General features: G+C 64.3%; 13 protein-coding genes. 7 read left to right on the plus strand and 6 right to left on the minus strand.

Annotation, left to right across the window (positions count from 1 at the left end; all coding sequences use genetic code 11):
* Nucleotides 1-32: 32 nt before the first annotated feature.
* Complete coding sequence (locus tag AC0L20_RS10440) at nt 33-1,253, minus strand: ABC transporter substrate-binding protein (RefSeq protein WP_473288445.1); 1,221 nt, start codon at nt 1,251-1,253, stop codon at nt 33-35.
* Between the two features lie 83 nt (nt 1,254-1,336).
* Nucleotides 1,337-2,887 carry an acyl-CoA synthetase gene (locus tag AC0L20_RS10445; RefSeq protein WP_473288446.1) on the minus strand — a complete coding sequence of 517 codons (1,551 nt, stop codon included), beginning with the start codon at nt 2,885-2,887 and terminating at the stop codon, nt 1,337-1,339.
* A 263-nt stretch (nt 2,888-3,150) separates the two neighbouring features.
* On the opposite strand from AC0L20_RS10445, the gene AC0L20_RS10450 reads away from it, so the two are divergent.
* The 7 genes from AC0L20_RS10450 to AC0L20_RS10480 all read left to right on the plus strand — a co-directional run bounded on the left by AC0L20_RS10450 (nt 3,151) and on the right by AC0L20_RS10480 (nt 12,106).
* Complete coding sequence (locus AC0L20_RS10450) at nt 3,151-4,287, plus strand: acyl-CoA dehydrogenase family protein (RefSeq protein ID WP_473288447.1); 1,137 nt, start codon at nt 3,151-3,153, stop codon at nt 4,285-4,287.
* 131 nt (nt 4,288-4,418) lie between these two features.
* Complete coding sequence (locus AC0L20_RS10455; protein WP_473288448.1) at nt 4,419-5,582, plus strand: acyl-CoA dehydrogenase family protein; 1,164 nt, start codon at nt 4,419-4,421, stop codon at nt 5,580-5,582.
* Nucleotides 5,582-6,238 carry a glutathione S-transferase family protein gene (locus AC0L20_RS10460; RefSeq protein ID WP_473288449.1) on the plus strand — a complete coding sequence of 219 codons (657 nt, stop codon included), beginning with the start codon at nt 5,582-5,584 and terminating at the stop codon, nt 6,236-6,238. Before AC0L20_RS10455 ends, AC0L20_RS10460 begins: the two co-directional genes overlap by 1 nt.
* A 298-nt stretch (nt 6,239-6,536) precedes the next feature.
* Nucleotides 6,537-7,337, plus strand: a complete 801-nt coding sequence (locus AC0L20_RS10465) for an AraC family transcriptional regulator (protein ID WP_354205983.1) — start codon at nt 6,537-6,539, stop codon at nt 7,335-7,337.
* Between the two features lie 194 nt (nt 7,338-7,531).
* Nucleotides 7,532-8,398 carry a beta-keto acid cleavage family enzyme gene (locus AC0L20_RS10470; RefSeq protein ID WP_473288450.1) on the plus strand — a complete coding sequence of 289 codons (867 nt, stop codon included), beginning with the start codon at nt 7,532-7,534 and terminating at the stop codon, nt 8,396-8,398.
* Nucleotides 8,399-8,516: 118 nt separating this feature from the next.
* Nucleotides 8,517-10,133, plus strand: coding sequence for an acyl-CoA carboxylase subunit beta (locus AC0L20_RS10475; protein WP_473288451.1), 1,617 nt, complete (start codon nt 8,517-8,519; stop codon nt 10,131-10,133).
* Nucleotides 10,130-12,106, plus strand: a complete 1,977-nt coding sequence (locus AC0L20_RS10480; protein WP_473288452.1) for an acetyl/propionyl/methylcrotonyl-CoA carboxylase subunit alpha — start codon at nt 10,130-10,132, stop codon at nt 12,104-12,106. Before AC0L20_RS10475 ends, AC0L20_RS10480 begins: the two co-directional genes overlap by 4 nt.
* Before the next feature lie 147 nt (nt 12,107-12,253).
* On the opposite strand, the gene AC0L20_RS10485 is transcribed toward AC0L20_RS10480, so the two are convergent.
* The 4 genes from AC0L20_RS10485 to AC0L20_RS10500 form a co-directional block, all read right to left on the minus strand.
* Nucleotides 12,254-13,240, minus strand: coding sequence for an ABC transporter ATP-binding protein (locus AC0L20_RS10485; RefSeq protein ID WP_473288453.1), 987 nt, complete (start codon nt 13,238-13,240; stop codon nt 12,254-12,256).
* Complete coding sequence (locus AC0L20_RS10490) at nt 13,237-14,244, minus strand: ABC transporter ATP-binding protein (protein WP_473288454.1); 1,008 nt, start codon at nt 14,242-14,244, stop codon at nt 13,237-13,239. Before AC0L20_RS10490 ends, AC0L20_RS10485 begins: the two co-directional genes overlap by 4 nt.
* A complete protein-coding gene (locus AC0L20_RS10495; RefSeq protein ID WP_018455966.1) occupies nt 14,244-15,137 on the minus strand; it encodes an ABC transporter permease in 894 nt (297 codons plus the stop codon). The genes AC0L20_RS10490 and AC0L20_RS10495 overlap by 1 nt, the downstream gene beginning before the upstream one ends.
* Before the next feature lie 188 nt (nt 15,138-15,325).
* Nucleotides 15,326-16,273 carry an ABC transporter permease gene (locus tag AC0L20_RS10500; RefSeq protein WP_354127061.1) on the minus strand — a complete coding sequence of 316 codons (948 nt, stop codon included), beginning with the start codon at nt 16,271-16,273 and terminating at the stop codon, nt 15,326-15,328.
* Nucleotides 16,274-16,280 lie beyond the last annotated feature (7 nt).

The raw sequence follows: 16,280 nt of genomic DNA on the forward strand, positions 1-16,280 counted from the left end.
TTCGGCCGCTATTCGGTAGTTTTCCAGTCGAACTAGCCGCCGGTTTCGGCACTGATGATGTCGCCGAACAGCTCCCACTGGCCCTTCTTGAACCGCCACATCTTGAGCTGCTCGATCGGCGCAAAGTCCGTGGCCGAGGTGTTGATCTTGATGCCCGGGATCAGGGTGTCGGGGACGAAGTCCTTGAGGCTAGCTGCCTGCTTCATCACGTTCTCACGGGTCAGATTATCGCCCGCCTGCTTCAGCACCTGCACCATCGTCTGGGCTGCGGCATAGGCGTAAACCAGATTGGCGTCCGAAATATTTGCGCCGGGTATGTATTTGTCGACGAAGACCATGAACTTCTTCATGCCCTCATCATCCTTCCACTGCGGATCCGACGCATCCTTCAGATAGCCGGCCGACAGCACGCCTTCGGATGCCTCGAGGCCGGCCGGCTTCATCACCGCGCCGATCGAGACCGAGACATCGTTCATGAGATGCATCGGCTTCCACTCCAGCTCGGCAATCTTCTTGATCGCCTGCGCCGCAAACTTCGGGGTCGCGATGTTGACGAAGACGTCGGCGCCGGTTCCCTTGAGCTTGACGATATGGGCGTCGATCGAAGGCTCCGACGTCTCGTAGCTCTCTTCCGCCACGATCATTTTAGATGCCCTGTCGCCGAACACGTCCTTGATGCCGGCGAGGTAATCCTTGCCGAAATCATCGTTGGCATAGAAGATCGCAACCTTCCCGTCCGGCTTCTCCTTCAAAATATACTTGGCGAAGATCTGTGCCTCGACGCGGTAGCTGGGCTGGAAGCCCATGGTCCAGGGAAAATTCTTCGGGTCGTTCCACTTGCTGGCGCCTGTGGCGAGGAACAGCTGCGGCACCTTCTTGGAATTGTGATACTTCTGCACGGCGGTCTGGGTCGGCGTGCCCAGCGCGTTGAACACCAGGAAGACCTCGTCGCTCTCGATCAGCTTGCGGATCTGCTCAACCGTCTTCGGCGGCGAGTAGCCGTCATCGTAGGAGATCCAGTTGATTTTGCGGCCGTTGATGCCGCCCTGGTCGTTGATCATCTTGAAATAGGCTTCCTCGGTCTTGCCGATGACGCCGTAGGCCGAAGCCGGGCCGGAATAGGCCTCGACATTGCCGATCTTGATCTCGGTGTCGGTGACGCCGGTGTCGTACGCCTTTTGCGCATACGCGGAGTGGGTCGCAAACAGCGTCATCGCTGTTGCCGCGGCAAGCAGGGCGAGTTTCTTGTTCATGAAAATTCCTTGGGGCTTCTTTGGGGTTTCTTCTGACTTTGGCACTTCAAAAAAGAAAAGCGCCCGCGAGAGGGGCGCTTTGATCAGGCGTTGGCGGCTTTCTTGTCGACTTCGGAGGTGATCGAGAATTCCTTGCGCAAGGTTGGCTTGTGGATCTTGCCGGTGGCGTTGCGTGGTAACGCATCGACGAAGCGGACCTGGCGCGGACATTTGAAACGCGCGAGATTCGCCGCGCAGTGCGTGAAGACATCTGCCTCGGTCAACCGCTGGCCCGGCTTGGCCGCGACGATGGCGAGGCCAACCTCGCCCCATTGCGGATCGGGAATGCCGATCACGGCGGCTTCCGCGATGGCATCGAGTTGGTGCAGGACGTTCTCGACTTCGGCCGGATAGACGTTCTCGCCGCCGGAGATGTACATGTCCTTCCAGCGGTCGACGATGTAGTAAAAGCCTTCCTCATCGACGCGTGTCGCGTCGCCCGTGTGCAGCCATCCGTCGGTGAACGACGTCTTGTTCGCCTCCGGCCTGTTCCAGTAGCCGGGCGTGATGTTCGGCCCCCGAACCCAGAGCTCGCCGAGCTCGCCGACATCGGCGTCGCTGCCATCGGGCCGCACGATCCGCACTTCGGTGTGCAGCACCGGCTTGCCGGCCGAGCCGGCCTTGCGCGCCGCATCCTCGCGGTCGAGAACCAGCACCGCCGGCGAGGTCTCGGTCATGCCGTAGCCCTGCTGAAGCGCGACGCCACGCGCCTCCCACACCTTGAGCAGCGGCACCGGCATTGGTGCGCCGCCGACACCGCCGACGATCAGCCGGCCGAGGTCGGTGGTCGCGAAGCCCGGATGCTGGGCCATGAACTGGTAGATCGCGGGCACGCCGAAGAACACGTTGATGCCCTGCGCAGGCTCGTTGATCAGGCCAAGCGCCGTGCCGGGATCGAAGGCGCGCATGATCATCACGGTGCCACCGGCATGCAGCACCGGATTGGTGTAGCAGTTCAGTCCGCCGGTGTGGAACAGCGGCAGCACGGTGAGCAGCACCGAGGATGGCCCGATGCAGGCGGGGCCGCCGAGATTGACGCAATTCCAGAACGTCATGCCATGGGTGATGGTGGCGCCCTTGGGATGACCCGTCGTGCCGGAGGTGTACATGATGGTCGAGACATCATCGAGGGTGACCTCCTCGATTTTCTCGAGTGGCTTTGCGGCGGCGATGCCGGCCTCATAAGTCCCGCCGGGACCAAGCAGCAGGCTCGTCTCAATGCCGCAGAGCTTTGCCACGGCAAGCGCCGTTTCGGCGAGATCGGTGTCGTGGATCATCACCTTCGGCGCGCAATCTGCGGTGATGAACTGGAGCTCGGGAACGGTGAGGCGGGTGTTCAGCGGCACGAAGATCGCACCTAACCGGCCGCAGGCAAATTGCACCTCCAGCGTATCGGTCGTGTTCAGCGCCAGCACCGCGACGCGCTCGCCGCGCGAGACTTTCAGCGTATGACGCAGAAATGAAGCGAGACGAGAGATGCGCGCGTCGAGCTGCGCATAACTGAAGCGGCGCTCGCTCGCGAGGTCGATCACCGCAACCTTGTTCGGCGTGCGGCGGCCATGGTGGGCGATCCAGTCGTAGTAACGAACGGCCAAAAATTCCTCCCTCGGCGGTCTGGTGCCGCCCGCGTCCCTATTGCCATGCACCATGCCCGGCATGGCCCTGGGGCCAGCCGGAGTTTGTGCACCACGCCTTTTTTGATCCGGAGTTGGCGCGCGAGCGATGAAAACCGTCTTGCGTTGAGTTGCTAGAGCGAGCCTGCTTGGAGGGGAGCCTTGGCCAGCCACTCCGCGCAAGTGAGCCGCCAAGGTTCCGGCCATGGTGGACGAGACGAATCCGCCAGCAAGGCGAGAGTGCGATGATGAGCCCGTTCTATACCGCCGAGCATGACGCCTTTCGCGACGTGATGCGCCGCTTCGTCGACAAGGAGATTGCGCCCTTCGCCCACGAGTGGGACGAGGCCGGCGAATTTCCCCGCGCGCTGTATCGCAGGGCGGCCGAGATCGGTCTGTTGGGGCTCGGTTTCCCCGAGGAATATGGCGGGATCGCCGCCGACCAGTTCATGAAGATCGTCGCCAGCCAGGAGCTGGCGCGGGCCGGCGCCGGCGGCGTCAGCGCCAGCCTGATGAGCCATACCATCGGTTCGCCGCCGATCGCGCGGGCCGCGCGGCCCGAGGTCAAGGCGCGCGTGCTGCCTCAGGTGCTCGCGGGTGAGAAAATCTCCGCGCTCGCGATCACCGAGCCCGGCGGCGGTTCTGATGTTGCGAGCCTCCGGACCAAGGCGCGGCGCGATGGCGATCACTACGTCGTGAGCGGCGAGAAGACCTTCATCACCTCGGGTATGCGCGCCGACTATCTGACCGTTGCGGTGCGCACCGGGGGTGAGGGCGCCGGCGGCGTCAGCCTGCTCCTGATCGAGGGGGATACGCCGGGCCTGTCCCGGACAAAGCTGAAGAAGATGGGCTGGTGGGCCTCTGACACCGCGACCCTGCATTTCGACGAGTGCCGCGTGCCGGCGGAAAACCTGATCGGCGAGGAAGGCCAAGGCTTCAAGATCATCATGCGGAATTTCAACAGCGAGCGCATGGGCATGGCGGCGGGCTGCACCGCGTTCGCGCGCGTCTGCCTCGACGAAGCGATCGCCTACGCCAAGGAGCGCAAGACCTTCGGCAAGCCGCTCGCGCAGCACCAGGTGATTCGCCACAAGATCGTCGACATGGCGCAGAAGGTCGCCGCGTCGCAAGCGATGCTGGAGATGCTGGCCTGGCGGCTGGAGCAGGGCGAAAGCCCGGTCGCCGAAATCTGCATGATGAAGAACCAGGCGACCCAGACCATGGCATTTTGCGCCTCTGAAGCCGTGCAGATTTTTGGCGGCGCCGGCTTCATGCGCGGCATCAAGGCCGAGCGCATCTACCGCGAGGTCAAGGTCAACGCCATCGGCGGCGGCACCGAGGAGATCATGAAGGATCTGGCGTCGCGGCAGATGGGGTTGTGAACGCCCCCTCCGTCATGCCCGGGCTTGTCCCGGGCATCCACGTTCTTGATGGCGGGTGGCGAAGGCGTGGATGGCCGGGACAAGCCCGGCCATGACGAGCACATCAGAGATACCGAGAGCTGAGCCGACAAATGCTGTTTACCGCCGACCACGACGAGATCCGTCGTTCCTTACAGAAATTCATTGCCAACGAGATCAATCCGCACGTCGATGAATGGGAGAAGGCCGACATCTTCCCGGCGCATGAGCTGTTCAGGAAGATGGGCAGCCTCGGCTTTCTCGGATTGAACAAGCCGGTCGAATTCGGCGGATCCGGCCTCGACTATTCCTACGCGCTGATGATGGCGGAGGAACTCGGCGCCATCAATTGCGGCGGGGTGCCGATGGCGATCGGGGTGCAGACCGATATGGCGACGCCGGCGCTGGCGCGGTTCGGCTCCGATGAAGTGCGGCGCGAATTCCTAGCGCCCTCGATCTCTGGCGACTATGTGGCCTGCATCGGCGTCTCCGAGCCTGGCGCAGGCTCCGACGTCGCCTCGATCAAGACCAATGCGCGCGCGGACGGCGACGATTACGTCGTCGATGGCGGCAAGATGTGGATCACCAATGGCACTCAGGCCGACTGGATCTGCCTGCTCGCCAATACCGGCGACGGGCCCGTTCACCGCAACAAGTCGCTGATCTGCGTCCCCATGAAGACCAAGGGCGTCACCGTCGCGAGAAAACTCGACAAGATGGGCATGCGTTCGTCGGACACCGCGCAGATCTTCTTCGACAATGTCCGCGTGCCCAAGCGCAACCGGATCGGCGAGGAGGGCAAGGGCTTTACCTACCAGATGGTCCAGTTCCAGGAGGAGCGGCTCTGGGGCGCGGCCGCCTGCCTGAAGGCGCATGAACACATCATCAACGAGACCATCGAATACACCCGCAACCGCAAGGCCTTCGGGAGGTCGATCCTCGACAACCAGGTCGTTCACTTCAAGCTGGCCGAGATGCAGACCGAGGTCGAGCTGTTGCGCGCGCTGATCTACCGTGCCGGCGAGGCGCTGGTGGCGGGCGAGGATGTCACAAAACTGGCGACCATGGCCAAGCTGAAGGCCGGCCGGCTCGGCCGTGAGCTTACCGACGCCTGCTTGCAATATTGGGGCGGAATGGGCTTTACCAACGAGACGCCGGTCAGCCGCGCCTATCGCGACAGCCGCCTGACATCGATTGGCGGTGGCGCCGACGAGGTCATGCTGATGGTCCTGTGCAAGATGATGGGCACGCTGCCCGGCAGCAAAGGAAGTTCCTGATGATCACGCTCTATCACTGCGACGGCGCGCGCTCGTTCCGTCCGCTCTGGATGCTGGAGGAAATGGGGCTTCCCTACGAGCTCAAGATGCTGCCGTTCCCGCCCCGGGTCTTGGCGAAGGAATACCTCGCGCTCAATCCGCTCGGCACCATTCCCTTCATGGTTGACGGCGAGACCAGAATGACGGAATCGTCCGGCATCTGCCACTATCTCGGCGTCAGACATGGACCGACGCCGCTGATGGTCGGGCCGGAGGATCCCGCCTATGGCGCGTTCTTGAACTGGATGTATTTCAGCGACGCCACGTTAACCTTCCCGCAGACGCTGGTGCTCCGATACACCCAGCTCGAGCCGGCAGAGCGCCGCAATCCGCAGGTCGCCGGCGACTATGCCAAATGGTTCTTAGGGAGGCTGCGCGCCGTCGAGGCAGCCACCGCAAATACCGAGGCCTTGTGTGCCGGCCGCTTCACTGCCGCCGACATCGTGATCGGCTACGCGCTCCGCCTCGCCGATACTATCGGGCTTGCTAAGGATTTTGGGCCAAATGTCGCAGCCTATTGGGCGCGCTTGCAGCAGCGCGATGGTTTCAAGCGCGCGGTTGCTGCGGAGCAACAGGCCGGCGTCGAGCAGAACGTGGCGCCAAGAGTAAGGGCCTGATCGTCGTCCTGGCGAAAGCCAGGACCCATTACCCCAGGGATTTGTTTGGCGACGACTCGCGGTTGTCGGCCTCGCGCTGCAACTCCGGCCTGGGGTAATGGGTCCTGGATCGGCGCTCCGTTCCGCTGCGCTTGTCCAGGACGACGACGTTGGCACGAGTTCCGGGGCGTCCACGACCTTCCCGGACTGCCGACCTTTTGCGCTTCATGATAGCGCTATCCCGCCGTGACAGCGCCCAGATTTCCGCTAAGGTGACCTCCGTCCGCAGCGGCCAAAGAGCCGCGCGAGGAGGATCCCAATGGAAGATAACGGTCGCGAATCCGACCATTTGATGCTGATCACGCCGGAGCGGGTATTCTATGCCGGCCTGCTCGGCCGCCCCCGCAAGCGGACCCCCGGCTGCTGTCACGTCTATGTCGCGGTCAAGGGCAGCCTGCATCTGACGATCGATGATGCCCTCGCCACCGGCGAGCTGTTCGTGACCCTGCCGAACCAGCGGCATTCCATTGCCAGCGACTATCGCACCGCGATCAGCGTCACGCTGGAGCCGGAGAGCATGCCTGATGGCGTGATCGAGGTCCTGGCCGAGCGGCTCACCGGACCCGACAGGGCCGTCTATGCCCGCAAGATCCTCGCCGCCTACACGCTGCTGCGTCAGCGTCGCTACGGCGACATCACCACCGCCGAATTCGACGAGATGTGTTTTGGCGAAGCGCTGCCGCGCCGGGTGCTCGACCCCCGCGTGACGCGTGCGGTCGCCCGTATCGGCCGCTTCACGGGTGAGCCCGTGACGGCGGACACTTGTGCGGCGGACGCCGGACTGTCCGCTTCGCGTTTCCTGCATCTGTTCAAGGAAGAGACCGGCATCTCGTTCCGCTCCTTCCGCGCCTGGAAGCGCGCGCGGCACCTGCTGCACTTCGCCAACCAGGACCTCAACCTCGCCCATCTCGCGCAGGACATCGGCTATCCCGACAGCACCCATTTCAGCCACTCGATCCGCCGCTTCTACGGCTTGAAGCCGCGCGCGATCTTCGTCGGCTCGCGCGATCTTGCGATTTATCGCAGCAGCGAGACGGTGAGGCTGGCGGAGGCGAGTTGATTGCTCTTGTAGGGGTGGGCAAAGCGAAGCGTGCCCACCATCTTCGATCCACGCTGAGACATGGTGGGCACGGCGCAAGAGCGCCTTTGCCCACCCTACGACTTCCGTTTTCCAGCTTCTCCGCGCAAGAAGCCGCATGCCGCCCATCACATGATCGCAAACGTTGAATTATCAACGTGCGAGACATTCAAGGCATGAGCGACAAGGCCGTCATCACCTGCGCGCTGAACGGCGTGCTCACCGACCCGAAACAGCATAACGTGCCTGTCACGCCTGAGCAGATGGCGCGCGAGGCCAAGGCTGCGTTCGAGGCCGGCGCGTCCATCATGCACATCCATCTGCGTCAGCAGGCGCCGGACAAGGGGCATCTGCCGTCCTGGGAGGTCAGCGTCAGCAAGGAGATCCAGCAGGCGATCCGCGAGGCCTGTCCTGGCGTGATCATCAACCACACCTCTGGTGTCTCCGGGCCGAACTACAGCGGTGCGCTGGATTGCATCCGCGAGACAAGGCCGGAGATCGCCGCCTGCAACGCCGGCTCGCTGAACTATCTGAAGGTGAAGGCCGACAACAGCTGGGCCTGGCCGCCGATGATGTTCGACAATGCGGTCGAGAAGGTGAAGGACTATCTCGACGTCATGAACGCGGTCGGCACCATCCCCGAATTCGAATGTTTTGACGTCGGCATCGTCCGCTGCGTCGGCATGTACCGCCAGGTCGGCATGTACAAGGGCCCGCTCGAATATAACTTTGTGATGGGCGTCGCCTCCGGCATGCCGTCGGATCCCGATCTGCTGCCGATCCTGATCAAGCTGAAACGTCCCGAGGCGCAATTTCAGGTCACCGCGATAGGCCGCGAAGAAATCTGGCCGCTGCACCAGCGCTGTGCGGAGCTCGGCGGTCATCTGCGCACCGGTCTCGAAGATGCCTTCTATCTCGCCGACGGCAAGAAGGTGACGTCGAACGGCCAGCTGATCGAGGCCATCGCCGCCTGCGCCCGCCGTGCGGGCCGCGAGATCGCGAGCCCGGCGGAAGCGCGGAAGATTTTTGGGACGAATCGCTGAATTTAGCCCCAGCCGTCATTGCGAGCGAAGCGAAGCGAAGCAATCCAGAATCTTTCCGTTGAGGCAGTCTGGATTGCTTCGTCGCTCCGCTCCTCGCAATGACGGGTAGGAAATAATAATGTCCATTCTCGAAAACACAGTTTCCCCCGGCAGCCTCGCCTACCGCGCCAATCGCGACGGCATGCTTGGCCTGATCGACCGCATGCGCGCGCTGGAAGAGCGCACGCGTGCGGCGTCGGCGGCGGCGAAAGACCGCTTCCACAAGCGCGGCCAGCTACTGCCGCGCGAACGCGTCGCGCTGGTGCTCGATCCCGGCGCGCCCTTCATCGAGCTGTCCACGCTCGCCGGCTTCATGTTCGACGTATCGGATCCGGACAAAAGCGTGCCCGGCGGCGGCGTCATCGCCGGCATCGGCTTCGTTTCGGGCATCCGATGCATGATCAGCGCGAACGATTCCGGCATCGATGCCGGCGCGCTTCAGCCTTACGGACTAGATAAAACGATACGCGTGCAGGAGCTCGCGCTGGAGAACAAGCTGCCTTACGTCCAGCTGGTCGAAAGCGCCGGCGCCAATCTCCTGCGTTACCGCGTCGAGGACTTTGTCCGTGGCGGCAACATCTTTCGCAATCTTGCGCGGCTCTCGGCAGCGGGCCTGCCTGTCGTCACCGTCACGCACGGTTCGTCCACGGCGGGCGGCGCCTATCAGACCGGCCTGTCCGACTACATCGTCATGGTCCGCGGCCGCACCCGCGCCTTCCTTGCCGGGCCGCCGCTGCTGAAGGCCGCCACCGGCGAGATCGCGACCGAGGAGGAGCTTGGCGGCGCCGAGATGCACACGCAGGTGTCGGGACTTGGCGACTATCTCGCCGAGGACGACCGCGACGCCCTGCGCATCGCGCGCGAGATCATGGCGGCGCTGGAATGGGAGCGGCCGGACAAGGGAGCTGCGCAATACAAGCCGCCACGCTACGACCAGGACGAGCTGCTCGGCATCATGCCGATGGACCACAAGCGCGCCGTAGACATGAAGCAGGTCATCGCACGTATAGTCGACGATTCCGATTTCACCGAGATGGCGCCGAATTACGGCCCGGCCACCGTCTGCGGCCATGCCCGCATCGAGGGCCAGGCGATCGGCATCATCACCAACAACGGTCCGCTCGATCCGGCGGGTGCCAACAAGGCGACGCATTTCATCCAGGCGTGCTGCCAGACCCGCACGCCATTGCTGTATCTGAACAACACCACCGGCTACATGGTGGGCAAAGCTTACGAAGAAGCCGGCATGATCAAGCACGGCTCCAAGATGATCCAGGCGGTGACGTCGGCGAATGTGCCGCAGATCACCATCTATTGCGGCGCCTCGTTCGGCGCCGGCAATTACGGCATGTGCGGGCGCGGCTTCCATCCGCGCTTCTGCTTCTCCTGGCCCAATGCCAAGACTGCCGTGATGGGCGGTGAGCAGGCCGCCGAGACCATGGCGATCGTCACCGAAGCCGCAGCAGCCCGCCGCGGCAAGCCGGTGGAGAAAGAAAAGCTCGAGGCCATGAAGGCGCAGATCATCGGCGTGTTCGACGGCCAGATGGACGTGTTCTCGACCAGCGCGCGCGTGCTCGACGACGGCGTGATCGATCCGCGCGACACCCGCGCGCTGCTGTCGGAAGTGCTCGCGATTTGCCGCGAGGGCGATGCGCGCACGCCCCAGCGCATGCAGTTTTCGGTGGCTCGCCCATGAGGAACGGATCAACGCAGCACCGGCCGTTCTTCAAGGTCTTGATTGCCAATCGCGGCGAGATCGCGTTGCGCGTGATGCGCAGTGCGCGGAAGCTCGGCCTCGGTGTCGTCGCGGTCTATTCGGATGCGGATCGCGACGCGCTTCATGTGCAACACGCCGACCAGGCCGTGCGCATCGGCGAGCCGCTGCCGGCGCAATCCTACCTCAACATTCCCGCGATCATTGCGGCCGCAAAGGCCAGCGGCGCGGATGCCGTTCATCCCGGCTATGGCTTCCTCGCCGAGAACGAGGAGTTTGCACAGGCCTGCAAGGATGCTGGGCTCGTCTTCATCGGCCCGTCGCCCCAGGCGATCGAGTCGATGGGCAACAAGGCCGGCGCCAAGGAGATCATGAAAAAGGCAGGCGTGCCCGTCGTGCCCGGCTATCAGGGCGCCGATCAGGGCGATGAGGTCATGCTCGCGGAGGCGAGAGAGATCGGCTTTCCCGTGATGATCAAGGCGGTCGCCGGTGGCGGTGGACGCGGCATGCGGCTCGTGACGGACGCGGCGTCGTTTCCAGATGCACTGCGTAGCGCGCGGTCCGAGGCGAAGGCGGCGTTTGGCGATCCGACGGTGATCCTCGAACGCGCCATCCAGAATCCCCGTCACATTGAAATTCAGGTGTTCGGCGACAGCCATGGCAACGCCATCCATCTCGGCGAACGCGATTGCTCGGTGCAGCGGCGCCACCAGAAGCTGATCGAGGAGGCACCGTCGCCCGCAGTGACGCCGGAACTGCGCGTGAAGATCGGCGACGTCGCGGTCGCCGCGGTGAAGGCGCTGCGCTACGAGGGCGCCGGCACGCTCGAATTTCTGCTCGATGCGAGCGGCGAATTCTACTTCATGGAAATGAACACGCGCCTCCAGGTCGAGCATCCCGTCACCGAGGCCATCACCGGGCTCGATCTCGTCGAATTGCAGCTGCGGGTCGCGCGCGGCGAGCCGCTGCCGGTCAAGCAGCAGGACATTCGCTTCACAGGCCACGCCATCGAGGTGCGGCTGTGCTCCGAGGATGCCGCGCAGGATTTCATGCCGCAGTCCGGGCGCATGGCGCGCTGGCAGGTGCCGGATGGCATCCGCGTCGAGCATGCGCTGCAATCGGGCTCCGAGATTCCGCCGTTCTACGATTCCATGATCGCCAAGGTGATCAGCCATGGCGCGACACGCGAGGAGGCGAGGGGGCGGCTGATCGTCGGCCTCGAACAGCTCACCGCTTTCGGCGTGACCACCAATCAGGCGTTCTTGATGTCGTGCCTGCGTCATCCCGGCTTTGCCAAGGGTGAAGCGACGACGGCGTTCATTGGTGCGCATCGCGACGAGTTGCTGGCGCCGCGCGCGGACGCTGCATTCGATATGGCTTTGGCCGGCCTGCTGCTCTATGTCACGAACCCGCAGGCACCGTCGTGGCGCCGCGGACGGAGCCTCGCGGCAACGTTCCCGCTACCGGCGAAGATCGAGATCGCAGGCCAGGCGTATGAGCTCGAAGTCACGCGCGAGCGCGATGGCAGCTACATCGTCGCCAGCGACGGCCAGCAAGACAAGTTCGAGATCGATCAGCTCGATCCCGACGTGATCCGCTTCCGCCATGACGGCGTCATGGACAGTGCAAAATTCCTGCGCGATGGCGACCGGCTCCACCTCCAGCGCCGCGGCATCCCGCTCGCGGCGACCGACCTCACGCTCGCCGCGCCGAAGGCCGCCGCAAGCAACGGCGGCGACGGCAAGGTTCGCGCCGCCATGAACGGCCGCGTCGTTGCCGTCCTGGTCAAGCCGGGCGACCGCGTCAGTGCCGGCCAGCCGGTGATGACCCTGGAAGCGATGAAGATGGAGCACGTCCACAAGGCCGGCATCGACGGCGTCGTCGCCGCGATCGACGTCGCCGAGGGCGAGCAGGTGACGACGGGCCGGATCGTGGCCGAGATCGGGGCTGGGTAGCGCACCCCGAACTCAACCCGTCGTCCCGGCGAAGGCCGGGACCCATACTCCTAGGCAGCGGTTACAGGCCGAGCAGGTAACTCCGAGTCTTCGCCAAACACGATCCTGTGGTTATGGGTCCCGGCCTTCGCCGGGACGACAGCGGAGCTATTGGCTCCGCCCCGTCCCGTCATTGAGCAAACACGCCACCTGGTGCCCGTCGTTCGCCTCCACCAACGCCGGCCGCTCCGTCCTGCATCGGTCCATCGCAAACCGGCAGCGAGTATGAAACGCGCACCCCGGCGGCGGATCGACCGGGCTTGGCACGTCGCCGTCGACCAGCGGCGCGAGCTTCTTCGCAAGCGGGTTCGCAACCGGCACCGAGGCGAGCAGGGCCTGCGTGTAGGGATGGCGCGGATTTGCAAACAGCTCGTCCTTGTCGGCGATCTCGACGATGCGGCCGAGATACATCACGGCGACGCGGTGACTGATATGGGCGACCACCGCGAGATCATGCGCGATGAAGAGGTAGGAGAAGCCGTGCTCGCGTTGCAGGTCAATCAGGAGGTTGATCACCTGCGCCTGGATCGAGACGTCGAGCGCGGAGACCGGCTCGTCGCAGACGATCAGCCGCGGCCCCAGCGCCAGCGCGCGGGCGATGCAGATGCGTTGGCGCTGGCCGCCGGAGAATTGGTGCGGGAAGTTGCGCATCTGGTCGGGCCGCAGGCCGACCTGCTCGAACAGGTTTGCGGTACGCGCCTCCAGCGCTTTGCCGGTCGCGAGCCCGTGCACGAACAGCGGCTCGCCCACGATGTCTCCGGCAGTCATCCGTGGGTTGAGCGAGGCGAACGGATCCTGGAACACGATCTGCATCGAACGACGATGTGGGCGCAGCTCGGACTTGGAGAGATGCGTGATGTCTTCGCCTTCGAGATGGATCTGGCCCGAGGTCGGCTCGACCAGCCGCAGCACGCTGCGCGCCACCGTCGACTTGCCGCAGCCGGATTCGCCGACGAGGCCCAGCGTCTCTCCGACGCCCACCGAAAACGAGACGCCGTCGACTGCATGCACTGTGCCGATTTGTCGGCGCAACACACCGGCGCGCACCGGATAGTGCTTCTTGAGATCGGTGACTTCGAGCAGCGCCTCGGTCATGCCACCTCCGCAATTTCGGCCGCGCGCCAGCATGCGGCGAGATGGCCGCCGCCCCAATCGACGAGCGGCGGATATTCGGCTTCACAACGCTTGACCGCGAGCTTGCAGCGTGGCGCAAACGCACAGCCCTTGGGCAGCCGCACCAGCGACGGCACCGTGCCTGGAATTTCGTTCAGCCGCGCCGGCGCGACGACGCCCGGCGCCGGCACCGCCGGGATCGAGGCCATCAATCCACGCGTGTAGGGATGCTTCGGCGCGGCGAACAGCGCCTCGACGCTCGCTTCCTCGACCTTCCGTCCCGCATACATCACGATGACGCGCTGGGCGGTCTGCGCGACGACACCGAGATCATGCGTGATCAGCACGAGCCCGGTACCGAGCTCTTTCTGCAGGTCCAGGATCAGCGCCAGGATCTGCGCCTGGATGGTGACGTCGAGCGCGGTCGTGGGCTCGTCCGCGATCAGCAGCGCCGGCCGGCACGCCAGCGCCATCGCAATCATGGCGCGCTGGCGCATACCGCCGGACAGTTGATGCGGATATTCCCGCGCGCGCCGAGCCGGTTCGGGGATGCGCACCAGGCGCAGCATCTCGATCGCGATGTCCCGCGCCTCTTTACTCGACATGTTCCGGTGCAGCCGCACGGCCTCGACGATCTGGTCCCCGATCCGCATCACCGGATTGAGCGAGGTCATCGGTTCCTGGAAGATCATCGAGATGCGGTTGCCCCTGACGGCGCGCATCTCTGCTTCGTCCAGCGTCAGAAGATCAGTGCCTTCAAGCGTGACGGAGCCGCCGACGATGCGGCCGGGCGGATCCGGCACCAGCCGCATCAGCGACAGCGCAGTGACGCTCTTGCCGCAGCCGGATTCGCCGACGATCGCCAGCGTCTCGCCGCGCTTCACCGTGAAGGACACATCATCGACCGCCCTAAACAGGCCGGAGTTGGTGAAGAACACCGTCTTCAGGTTCTTCGCCTCGAGCACGAGATCGGATTTGTCAGCCATCAGCCGCGCTGCCGTGGATCGAGGATGTCGCGCAAGGCGTCGCCGAACAGATTGGCGCCGAACACCGCGAGACTGATGGCGATGCCCGGGAAGATCACCAGCCAGGGCGCGGTGCGGACATATTCGGCGGCGGATTCAGAGAGCATGCGGCCCCACGACGGGTACGGCTCGGGTATGCCGAGGCCGAGGAACGAGAGCGAGGCTTCGGTGAGGATGGTCGAGCCGAGCTGGGCGGTCGCAAGCACGATCAGCGGCGCCAGCGTGTTCGGCAGCACGTGGCGGAGCGCAATGCGTACCTCGCTCATGCCGATCGACTTGGCCGCCTCGATGAATGGCAGCTCGCGCAGCGCCAGCGTGTTGGCGCGGATGACGCGCGAGACAGTCGGAATCAGCGGAATGGCGATCGCAATAATGACGTTCGGCAAGGACGGCCCAAGCGCCGCGGTCATGATCAGGGCGAGCACCAGCAGCGGCAGCGCCTGCAGGACATCGGAGACGCGCTGGAACACGAGATCGACCCAACCGGAGAGATAACCGGAGGTGAGGCCCACGATCACGCCGATCGAGCCGCCGAGCGCCGTCGAGCCGATGCCGACCGCGAGCGAGATCCGCGCGCCATGAATGATGCGGCTGAAGACATCGCGGCCGAAGGAATCCGTCCCCATCCAGTGTGCCAGGCTTGGGCGCGCCAGTGCCCGGGCGGCGTCGATCGTCAGCGGATCGTAACGCGCGATGAAGTCGGCGAAGATCGCGGTGAACACGAACAGGGTCATGATGACGAGCCCGGCCGCGCCCAGCACATGCCGCTGCGCCAAAAACAGCACACGCCGCCAGCCGACGGTCGCGTGCGCCCCGGCGCGCCTCAGTTCAACGTCATAGTCGATCGCGGCCATAGGTCTACCTTCCCCCTCTCCCCGCGTGCGGGGAGAGGGTCGGGGTGAGGGGGGCTCTCCGCGGGGAAGGTGGCAGTTGGACTCGCGGAAGCTCCCCCTCACCCGGATTGCTGCGCAATCCGACCTCTCCCCGCAAGCGGGCAGAGGTGAAGGAACGCGTGAGCGTAGTGTGAGTGATGGTCATCGGGCTAATCCGTGTACCTGATGCGCGGGTCGAACACGGCGTACAGCATGTCGACGATGAAGTTCGCGCTCACCACGACGATGGCAATCAGCATCACCAGGTTCTGCACGATCGGATAATCGCGCCAGCGAATCGCCTCGACCAGGAAGCGCGCGACGCCGGGGATGTTGAACACGGTTTCGGTAACGATGAGGCCGCCGATCAGGAACGCCGCCTCGATGCCGATCACAGTGATGACGGGCAAAATCGCATTCTTCAGCGCATGCTGATAGTTCACGGCGGCGTCCGATGCGCCCTTGGCACGCGCGGTGCGGATATAGTCCTGCCGCAGCACCTCCAGCATCGAGGATCGCGTGATGCGCATGGTCAGCGCCGCGCTGCGGAAGCCGACTGCGGCGGCGGGCACGGCATAGGTCGCAAACGCTTCCAGCCAGGTCGCCGGATTCGGATTGAAGATCGGCATCTGGTTGAACATCGCCACCGAGGCGGTGAGGATGAGCAGGCCCAGCCAAAACGAAGGCAGCGACAATCCGCTGAGGCTCACCACACGCAACGCGTAATCGAGCCTCGTTCCCTGCTTCACCGCGCTGATCACGCCCAGGGGAATGCCGATCGAGGCCGAGAACAGCAGCGCCAGGCCGGCGAGCCGTGCCGTGATCGGAATCCGTGGCAGGATCTCCTGGAGCGCCGGCTTCTCGGAGACGTAGGAGTAGCCGAAATCGCCGCGCAGAAAGCCGCTGATCCAGTGCCAATATTGCACCACCAGCGGCTGGTCGATGCCGAGCTCTTTTTCCAGATTGGCCTTATCGGCGGGATCGACATAGCCGGCCGCGGCAAACAGGATGTCGACGATATTCCCGGGAACGATACGCAGCAGGAAGAAGATGACGACCGAGATCCCGAACAGGGTCACGAGCATCAAAAACAGGCGCCGCACCAAATAGGCAAACATGCATCGC

The sequence above is a fragment of the Bradyrhizobium sp. Kon58 genome (genome assembly GCF_055807455.1).

Coding starts and splice junctions, on each gene's coding strand:
- AC0L20_RS10480 (WP_473288452.1), top strand. CDS start 10,130: ATGAGGAACGGATCAACGCAGCACCGGCCGTTCTTCAAGGTCTTGATT.
- AC0L20_RS10450 (WP_473288447.1), top strand. CDS start 3,151: ATGATGAGCCCGTTCTATACCGCCGAGCATGACGCCTTTCGCGACGTG.
- AC0L20_RS10495 (WP_018455966.1), bottom strand. CDS start 15,137: ATGGCCGCGATCGACTATGACGTTGAACTGAGGCGCGCCGGGGCGCAC.
- AC0L20_RS10470 (WP_473288450.1), top strand. CDS start 7,532: ATGAGCGACAAGGCCGTCATCACCTGCGCGCTGAACGGCGTGCTCACC.
- AC0L20_RS10490 (WP_473288454.1), bottom strand. CDS start 14,244: ATGGCTGACAAATCCGATCTCGTGCTCGAGGCGAAGAACCTGAAGACG.
- AC0L20_RS10460 (WP_473288449.1), top strand. CDS start 5,582: ATGATCACGCTCTATCACTGCGACGGCGCGCGCTCGTTCCGTCCGCTC.
- AC0L20_RS10485 (WP_473288453.1), bottom strand. CDS start 13,240: ATGACCGAGGCGCTGCTCGAAGTCACCGATCTCAAGAAGCACTATCCG.
- AC0L20_RS10455 (WP_473288448.1), top strand. CDS start 4,419: ATGCTGTTTACCGCCGACCACGACGAGATCCGTCGTTCCTTACAGAAA.
- AC0L20_RS10465 (WP_354205983.1), top strand. CDS start 6,537: ATGGAAGATAACGGTCGCGAATCCGACCATTTGATGCTGATCACGCCG.
- AC0L20_RS10475 (WP_473288451.1), top strand. CDS start 8,517: ATGTCCATTCTCGAAAACACAGTTTCCCCCGGCAGCCTCGCCTACCGC.
- AC0L20_RS10440 (WP_473288445.1), bottom strand. CDS start 1,253: ATGAACAAGAAACTCGCCCTGCTTGCCGCGGCAACAGCGATGACGCTG.
- AC0L20_RS10500 (WP_354127061.1), bottom strand. CDS start 16,273: ATGTTTGCCTATTTGGTGCGGCGCCTGTTTTTGATGCTCGTGACCCTG.